We start from the raw sequence: 8,066 nt of genomic DNA on the forward strand, positions 1-8,066 counted from the left end.
CTGGTCGCCCAGCACTGGAACAACTGACCCACACCCGAACAACACGCTGGCCGGCACCCCCACCACGGGGTGCCGGCCAGCGGCGTATCCGGGTCAGGACCGGCGGTGACCGGCGACGATGTCGACCACCGCGGCGGCCAGCGCCACCGCGACGATCCCCGTGGCCAGCAGCAGCGAGTGCCGGAACGCGGCGGCCCAGTCTCCCCGGGTACTGGCAAGCGTCGAGAAGAACAGTGCGCCGACCGCCGCGATGCCGGCGGCGGAGCCGATCCGCTGTCCGGTCTGGAGCATGCCCGCCCCGCTGCCGGCCTGCGGCACCGGCACCTCGGAGAGGGTGAGGGTCTGGTTCGGCGCGATGACCAGCCCGCTGCCAATCCCGGCAATCAGCAGCGGAATCGCGGTCCGCAGCGGCACCGAGTCGTGCGGTGAGCCGCGCAGCACCAGGTCCGTCGCGACCAGTCCGATCGCGACCACGAGCAGCCCGATGGCGACCAGTGGTCGGCCGTACCGGGTGACCACCCGGCCGCCCAGCGCCGAGGCGGCCGCCGCGCCGAGCGCGAACGGGGTGATCGCCAGGCCGGCGACCAGGGCGCTGTAGCCCAGCCCGATCTGCAGGTAGAGCGTGAAGATGAAGAAGATCGCGGTGAAGCCGGCGAAGTAGAGCAGGCCGATCAGCGTGCCCAGGGTGTACGAACGCAGCCCGAACAGCCGCAGGTCGAACAGGGGCTGCTGGTGGCGGGCGTAGCGCCGCTCCCATAGTCCGAAGCCCAGCAGGAAGAGCAGCCCGGCCGGGATGAGCCACCATTTCGCCGGGCCGTGCCACTGCTCCCGCTGCACCAGCGGCAGCAGCACGAGGGTCACCCCGACGCCGAGCAGCAGGACCCCGAGCGGGTCGAGCCGGTGCCGGTCCGGCTGGCCGGCAGGGCGGGCCGGCATGAGCCGCCAGCCCAGCAGTACGGCGACGATGCCGACCGGGATGTTGACGAAGAAGACCCACCGCCAGCCGTGCTGTTCGCCGCCGAGTTGGATGAGCAGCCCGCCGAGCAGCGGGCCGACCGCGGTGGAGATGCCGATGGTGGCGCCCAGCAGCCCGAACGCACGACCCCGCTCGGCGCCCCGGAACAGCTGCTGGATCATGCCGCTCACCTGAGGGTTGACCACCCCGGCCGCGGCGCCCTGCACCAGCCGGGCGGCGATCAGCCACTCCGGCGAGCGGGCCAGCCCGGCGACGGCACTGGTCAGCGTGAACAGCGTCACCCCGACCACGAACGCGTTCCGCCGGCCCCGCGCGTCGCCGAACCGTCCCGCGGGCACCAGCACCAGACCGAAGGTGAGGGCGTACCCGGACAGCACCCACTGCAGGTCGCTGGGGGTCGCATGGATGGCCCGGTCGATGGAGGGGACCGCGACGTTGACGATGCTGACGTCCAGCAGGGTCATGAACGCGGCGACCAGGCCGACGCCGAGTGCCTGCCAACGCCGGCGGCCGTCGTACCCGGCGGTCTCCGCCGGAGCCGACGGCCGGTCCGCGCTCATGGTGCCCCCTGACGACCGTCGATCACGCATACTCGATCGCTACCCGGCCCTCGATGGGGCAAACGGTGAGGATCAGGCCATCTGGCGCGCGCACCACCGCGGACCGAAGTCCAGCCCCGACATCGGGGAGTCCTCCCGGTGCAGCAGCCCCCGCTCGGTGAGCAGGTGCAGCGGCTCGCGCAGCTCCTCCTCGGTCAGCCCGCATTCCTGAGCGATCAGGTCGGGGTAGGGGACGTGCCCCCGCACCTCCAGCGCGGACACCGCCTGGTACACCCGTTCCTCGACCTCAGACAGCTGTACCTGCGCCATCGCTTCCCTCCTCGGCGTGGACCGCCCGACCGGTGGGCGGTCTGCGTCGGGCGCTTACCCCTCGGCCGTCCGATGATGCCCACCCGATCGGGGGTCTTCCGCCGGGCGCGTGGCGGGGGTTCCCGCCGGCCCGTGCCCTAGGCTGCACCGGTGATCATCTGGGATCTCGTCGTCGTCGGCGGTGGGCCCGCCGGGCTCTCCGCCGCCCATGCCGCGGCCCGTGCCGGCGTCCGGACGCTGGTGGTCGAGCGGGCCACCCACCCCCGCTACAAGACCTGTGGCGGCGGCCTGATCGGGGTCTCCCTGGCCGAGGTCGCCGACCGGATCGAGGTGCCCGCCCACGACCGGGTCGACCGGGTGACGTTCACCCGGGACGGGCGACGCGAGTTCACCCGCCGGCACTCCGGGCCGATCCTGGCCATGGTCCGCCGGGAGGAGTTCGACGACCGCCTGCGGGCGGCCGCGGTCGCCGCCGGGGCCGAGGTCCGCGAGGGCGTCGCGGTCCGCGCCGTCGAGCAGGACCCCGACGAGGTACGCCTGCGGCTGGCCAACGGCGAGGTGATCCACGCCCGTACCGTGGTCGGCGCCGACGGCTCCTCCGGAATCACCGCCCGGCACGTCGGCGTGACCTTCCGCCAGGTCGACCTGGGTCTGGAGGTGGAGCTGCCGGTCCCGCCCGCCGAACAGGACCGCTGGCGCGGCCGGCTGCTGCTGGACTGGGGACCCGTCCCCGGGTCGTACGCCTGGGTCTTTCCCAAGGGAGACCGGCTCACCGTCGGCGTCATCGCCACCCGGGGCGAGGGCGAGCGGACCCGCGCCTACCTGCGCGACTTCGTGGCCCGGCTGGGCCTGTCCGGGGTGACCCCGGAGCACGACTCCGGGCACCTGACCCGTTGCCGGGCGGACGACTCGCCGCTGCGCCGCGACCGGGTGCTGGTCGCGGGCGACGCGGCGGGCCTGCTGGAGCCGTGGAGCCGGGAGGGGATCAGCTACGCGCTGCGCTCCGGCAGGCTCGCCGGTGAGGCGGTCGCCGCCGGCGAGCCTGCCGCGTACGCGCGGGAGGTGGACCGGGTGCTGGTGCCGGAGATGCGCGCCGGGCACCGGCTCCTGGAGGTCTTCGAACGCCGGCCGGACGTCTTCCACGCGCTGCTCGCCACCCCACCGGGCTGGCGGATGTTCGTGCGGTTCTGCCTCGGGCAGGCGAGCTTCGCCGAGACCCTCACCCGACGCCCGGTCCGGTCCGGGCTCGCCCTGCTGAACCGGCTGCCGCCGCGGCGCGGCCAAGCGGCCGGACAGGTCGCCGCGACCGCTCGCTAATCTCCCGCACTCCTGACCGGCGCGGTCAGGGCACGATCACGGCCCGCCCGTGGATCTCCCCCCGACGCAGCGCCTCGTACGCCTCCGGCGCCTGCTCCAACGGGAAGGTCTGCACGTCGGCGTGCAGCTGGCCGCCACGGGCGAGCGCGATCACCTCCTGGAGTTCGGCCCGGGTGCCCCAGAACGGCACCTGGACGCTCGTCTCCAAGGGCAGGGGCGGCGGCTCGTCGGCGACCGGCCGCACCGGCAGCGTGCCGCCGGCCAGCCCAACCAGCAGCAGCCGGCCTCCGGTGGCGACCACCTGCCGCGCGGTGTCCAGGGTGGGTTGCGCGCCGACGAAGTCGAGCACCACGTCCGCCCCGTCCGGCGGCGGCCCGACGATCGCCCGGAGCTTGTCGACGGTGTCCGGGCCGGCCTGCACCACGTCGTGGGCGCCCAGCCGGCCGGCCAGGTCCAGCGCCGCGACGCTGGTGTCCACCGCGACGATCCGTACGGCGGTGGTGGCCACCAGGATCTGCACCGCCATGTGCCCCAGCCCACCGATCCCGATCACCACGCAGGTCGTGCCCGGGCGCAGCTTCTCCCGGGCCAGCTCGACGGCGTGGTACGGGGTCAGCCCCGCGTCGGTCAGCGGGGCCGCTTGGTTCAGGTCCATGTCGCCGACGTGCAGCAACCGGGACGCCGGCACCACCACGTGCTCGGCCAGGCCGCCGTCCCGGCTCAGCCCGATGCCGCCGACCGGGACGACCCGGCACTGGTTCTCCAGTCCGCGCAGGCAGGCCCGGCAGTGACCGCAGCCGATGATCCCGTACACCGCGGCCCGGTCCCCGGGCGACCAGCCATCCACCCCCGGGCCGATGCCGTCGACGGTGCCGGCGATCTCGTGCCCGAGCGTCATCGGAGTGGGGAAGAGCCCGGGCGGCGCGTCGAGGATGTGCAGGTCGGAGTGGCAGGCGCCGACCGCACCGACGCGCAGCAGCACCTCGCCCGGGCCGGCCGTCGGAGTGGGCACATCCACCTGCTCGAGCACCCCGGGAGCGGTCATCCGTACCGCGCGCATGGTCGTCCCTTCCCCGTCGACACTCGTCGCGGCGGCATACCCGTGCCGTGCCGGTTGATGCCGACCGTGGACGGCCGGGCGCACAATGCGGTCATGAGCGAGCCGCGCGAGTCGTTCACCGACGAGGAGTACGCGTTCCTGCGGCACGTGCGCTTCGGCGAACTGCCGCCCGCGGTCCGTCCCGAGGACCGGGTGGCGTTGACCGAGACGGACCCCCGCCGGGACCGCCCGGAACCAGCCGGCGACCCCGCGGAGTGGAATCTGCGGCACGGGGCCGGCTGACCGGTCCCGGAAACGGCCGACGGCCCCCGGGTGCGCACCCGGGGCCCGTCGGCAGGTGGTACGGATCAGAAGACCGGCACGCCCTCGCGGACCAGCTTCCAGTTCGGCACGAAGAAGTCGGCCGGGTCGATGACGCCCTTGGCCTGCGCCCAGTCGATCAGCAGCTGGCGGATCTCCTGCTGCTGGTTGTAGACCTGGGTCTTCACGATGCCGGGGAAGTTGCCGCCACCGCTGCGCCGGTAGTTGTTCACCGCGATGACGAACTGGGCGTCCGCGGCGACCGGGGTGTCGGTGCCCGGCATGACCAGGCGGGTGATCCGCTGGCCGACCGGCTTCGAGATGTCGATGTCGTAGTCGACGCCCGAGATCACGTCGTAGTTGTAGTCCGGCACGGTCGGGTCGCTGATCGTGTTCGGGTCGACCGTCGCGCCCACCGGCAGCGTCACGAAGTACTTCGCCGAGTACTCCAGGTACGCCTTCACCTCGGCGCCGGTGATGACGACCGCCTCCAGGGTGTTGTCGTACACGTAGAGGCCGGCGACGTCGCGGATCCGCACGTCACCCTGCGGGAAGACCGCGGTGCGGCTGAACGGCGCCGCGATCGACAGCACCGGCAGGCCCGCGTACGCGGTGCCGGCCAGGGCCTTGGTGACCACCTCGGTCTGGACGTGGTTGATGAAGTCCAGGATCGGGGTGTCCTTGTACCGGGACTCGGCGGCGGACAGCTCCACGCTGGACTGGGCCACCACCTTGTTGACGTAGTCGACCGTCTTGGTGTGCTGGCCGCGGACGGCCGCGAGCACCGCCGCGTCCTCGACCACCGTGTTGGTGTTCAGCATGGTGGCGGACTTGCTGAGCACCGTCCAGCGGCCCTTGACCTTCTGCACGGTGAAGTCCATCCGGGTGAGGCGCTGGCCCCACTTCGACGGCTCGGAGGTGAGCACCTGCTCGCCGGTCTGGGTGTTGGTGACGAACTTCTGCGGCACCTCGTTGTGGGCGTGGCCGAAGAGGATCGCGTCGATGCCCGGGACCTGTTGGGCGATGAGGGCGACCGGGTTCTCGTTCGGCAGCTCCGGGCCGTAGCTGGAGGTGCCGCTGTCGCCGCCGTGGGCGGAGATGATGACCAGATCGGCGCCGCGCTCGCGCATGATCGGCACCCACTTGGCGGCGGTGGCGATCATGTCGGCGAAGACCAGCTTGCCCTCGACGTTGCCCTTGTCCCAGATGGCCACGCCCGGGTTGGTGAGGCCGAGGATGCCGACGTTGATGGTCGGGGCGTCGTCGCCGCCGAGCGACACCTTCTTGATGACGTACGGCAGGAAGGCCGGCTTGCCGGTCGCCTCGTTGATCGCGTTCGCGGCCAGGGCCGGGAAGCCGAGCTGGCCGATCCACTGGGCCAGCAGCGGCAGGCCGTAGTTGAACTCGTGGTTGCCCAGCGTGACGGCGTCGTACCTCAGGACGTTCATGGCGTTGGCCATCGGGTGCGTCTCACCGGTCGCGGTGATCGGCTCCTGCTTGGCGTAGTAGGTGGCCAGCGGGGTGCCCTGGATGGTGTCGCCGGCGTCCAGCACCAGCGTCGGCTTGACGCCGCGCTCGGCCCGGATCTGGTTGACCAGGGTCGCCAGCTTCGCGACGCCGACGTCGTTGTGCTTGCTGTCGTCGTACTCGGCGTCCTTGTAGTAGTCCCAGTTGTAGACGTTGCCGTGGGTGTCCGAGGTGCCCAGGACGGTCAGGTCCCAGGTCTTCGGGCCCTTGGCGTCGGCGGCCCGGGCGGGAGCACCGGCGAGCAGGGGAGCGGTCGCGGCGGCGGCCGCGACAGCCAGCACCTGACGGCGCGTGGCGCCGGAGGAGGAGGTCATGAGGTGCCTTTCCATGGGGGTGGACGCGCCTCGTGGGCGCCGTTGCGCACCATAACGACCAGCTGTCACTCTCGCCACATTGCCCTGAGGTGTTTCACCCCACCAGCGGGTCACCGGCGGCAAGCTGACGAAGTGAGCGGCAGGGCCGGTGTTCCCGGCTCAGCGCGGCCAGGCGGCCATCCGGCGCCGGACCTCGCCGATCTGCTCGGCGTCCAGGCCGTATCGGGTGAACCGGCGGTCCGGCACCCGGTCCAGGTAGCGGCCCGCCGCCCGGACGTCCTCCACGTCCAACGCCGGGTCCACCTGCCGGGCCAGCTCCAGAAGCTCGGCCACCTCGTACCGGTCCAGCGCGGCGGAGACGTCGATGTAGTCGCGAACCTCCCGCCGGTTGACCAGCGCGGCCGTCTTGTTGGCGATCAGGTCGCGGACGTCCATCACCGGGCCGAGGTCCATCACCACCGGACTGCGGTACCGGTCGAGCCGGGCCAGGCTGAGCCGGATCTGCCGGCCGTCCCGGCTCACCACGAAGTCCCGCATGTCCCGGTCGAACCCGTCGAACAGGTCACCCAGGTCGCCGTCCGGGTCCGCGTCGACGACCCGGTAGCCGGCCCGCTCCAGGGCCGCCCGCACGCCGGCCGCCGCCGCGGCGGCGGCCCCCTCCACGTCGGCGAAGAGGTCGACGTCCTCGGTGGGACGGACGACCAGGCCGTGCGCCGCCCAGGCCACGCCGCCGCCCAGCACGAACCGGTGCGGGCCGGCGGCGGTGAGCGCCACCCGGGCCACGTCCCGGTAGAAGTCGTGCAGGTGGCTCACGCGGTACGCAGGCCCCGGTGCCGGCTCTCCCACGCCAGGCGCACGCCCCGGGGCAGGTTCAGCCGGCGCCACACCCGGCGCAGCGTCCGCCCGTTGATCAGGGCCCGCAGGTCGTCCACGCGGGTGGTCTCCCGCAGTACGTTCTCGTACATCCAGAGCAGGTCGTCCGGGTCGGCGAGGTCGAAGGCGCGCTCGCTGCTCCACATCAGGCGTACCGGCAGCTCGACCACGCCCCGCGTGGGGCCGGTCAACTCGGCCAGCGTACGGCTCACCACAGCGGGACGCCCGGGGCGGGCGAGGTACGCGCTGGTGACGGCCTGCATGTTGTCAGGGTAACGCCTGTCCGGCGTTTTCCCGCCGTCCGTTCCGGCGTCACCGTCACCCGCGCCTGTTCGGCCCTCGACGGGCGGTGATCCACTCGCCCTGCGGCAGGTCGCGGTGTCCGGCCTGTCGCCGAGCGCTCTTTGCGGCAAGTCGAGCGGGTCGAGGTGGGCGTCCCGTCCGGCAGTGCGCCCCGGCCAGGCGGTGATCCGCCCGTGTCGCGGCAGGTCGCGGCGTCCGGGATGCCGGTTACCGCCCTTGTGGCAGGTCGAGTGGGTCGAGGGCGTCCGGCCCCCTTCCGGCCGGCGCGGCCCGCAGCTCGGGATGCGGCAGGTCGCGCTGTCAGGGTGGCCCGATACCGCTCCTTGTCGCATATCGAGTGGATCAAGGCGGCCTGACCCGGGCGGCGAGGGGTTATGTCGCCGGTGTCCGATTCTGGGGCAGGCCGAGTGCGGTGGGTGGAACGCCATGGACGTCACCGGGTCCCGGAGACGTCCATGGCGTTCCATTGACGGGCCAGGCGGCTGGGTGGTGTGGTCGTCGGTGGGGTGTGGTGTCCGGTTTGGGGG

8 protein-coding genes are annotated in these 8,066 nt (G+C 72.7%); 2 read left to right on the plus strand and 6 right to left on the minus strand.

Annotated features, from left to right (window positions below; genetic code table 11):
• Positions 1-93: 93 nt before the first annotated feature.
• Both ACZ6S5_RS34655 and ACZ6S5_RS34660 read right to left on the minus strand, forming a co-directional pair.
• On the minus strand, positions 94-1,536 hold the full coding sequence (locus tag ACZ6S5_RS34655; protein ID WP_466006514.1) for an MFS transporter: 1,443 nt from the start codon (positions 1,534-1,536) through the stop codon (positions 94-96).
• A gap of 72 nt (positions 1,537-1,608) precedes the next feature.
• Complete coding sequence (locus tag ACZ6S5_RS34660; protein WP_466006515.1) at positions 1,609-1,845, minus strand: hypothetical protein; 237 nt, start codon at positions 1,843-1,845, stop codon at positions 1,609-1,611.
• Between the two features lie 150 nt (positions 1,846-1,995).
• Here ACZ6S5_RS34660 and ACZ6S5_RS34665 point away from each other — a divergent pair, with 150 nt between their 5' ends.
• Positions 1,996-3,162, plus strand: coding sequence for a geranylgeranyl reductase family protein (locus ACZ6S5_RS34665; RefSeq protein WP_466006516.1), 1,167 nt, complete (start codon positions 1,996-1,998; stop codon positions 3,160-3,162).
• Between the two features lie 25 nt (positions 3,163-3,187).
• On the opposite strand, the gene ACZ6S5_RS34670 is transcribed toward ACZ6S5_RS34665, so the two are convergent.
• The gene (locus ACZ6S5_RS34670; RefSeq protein ID WP_466006517.1) at positions 3,188-4,222 is read right to left on the minus strand and encodes an NAD(P)-dependent alcohol dehydrogenase; all 1,035 of its coding nucleotides are present in this window, start codon (positions 4,220-4,222) and stop codon (positions 3,188-3,190) included.
• 93 nt (positions 4,223-4,315) lie between these two features.
• On the opposite strand from ACZ6S5_RS34670, the gene ACZ6S5_RS34675 reads away from it, so the two are divergent.
• Entirely contained in the window at positions 4,316-4,504 is a 189-nt protein-coding gene (locus ACZ6S5_RS34675) for a hypothetical protein (RefSeq protein WP_466006518.1), read from the plus strand.
• Between the two features lie 65 nt (positions 4,505-4,569).
• On the opposite strand, the gene ACZ6S5_RS34680 is transcribed toward ACZ6S5_RS34675, so the two are convergent.
• The 3 genes from ACZ6S5_RS34680 to ACZ6S5_RS34690 form a co-directional block, all read right to left on the minus strand.
• A complete protein-coding gene (locus ACZ6S5_RS34680) occupies positions 4,570-6,363 on the minus strand; it encodes a bifunctional metallophosphatase/5'-nucleotidase (RefSeq protein WP_466006519.1) in 1,794 nt (597 codons plus the stop codon).
• A gap of 159 nt (positions 6,364-6,522) precedes the next feature.
• Positions 6,523-7,176 carry a nucleotidyl transferase AbiEii/AbiGii toxin family protein gene (locus ACZ6S5_RS34685; RefSeq protein ID WP_466006520.1) on the minus strand — a complete coding sequence of 218 codons (654 nt, stop codon included), beginning with the start codon at positions 7,174-7,176 and terminating at the stop codon, positions 6,523-6,525.
• Complete coding sequence (locus ACZ6S5_RS34690) at positions 7,173-7,499, minus strand: hypothetical protein (RefSeq protein ID WP_466006521.1); 327 nt, start codon at positions 7,497-7,499, stop codon at positions 7,173-7,175. The genes ACZ6S5_RS34685 and ACZ6S5_RS34690 overlap by 4 nt, the downstream gene beginning before the upstream one ends.
• Between the last annotated feature and the right edge of the window lie 567 nt (positions 7,500-8,066).

It is taken from the genome of Micromonospora sp. NPDC051924 (assembly GCF_055586005.1).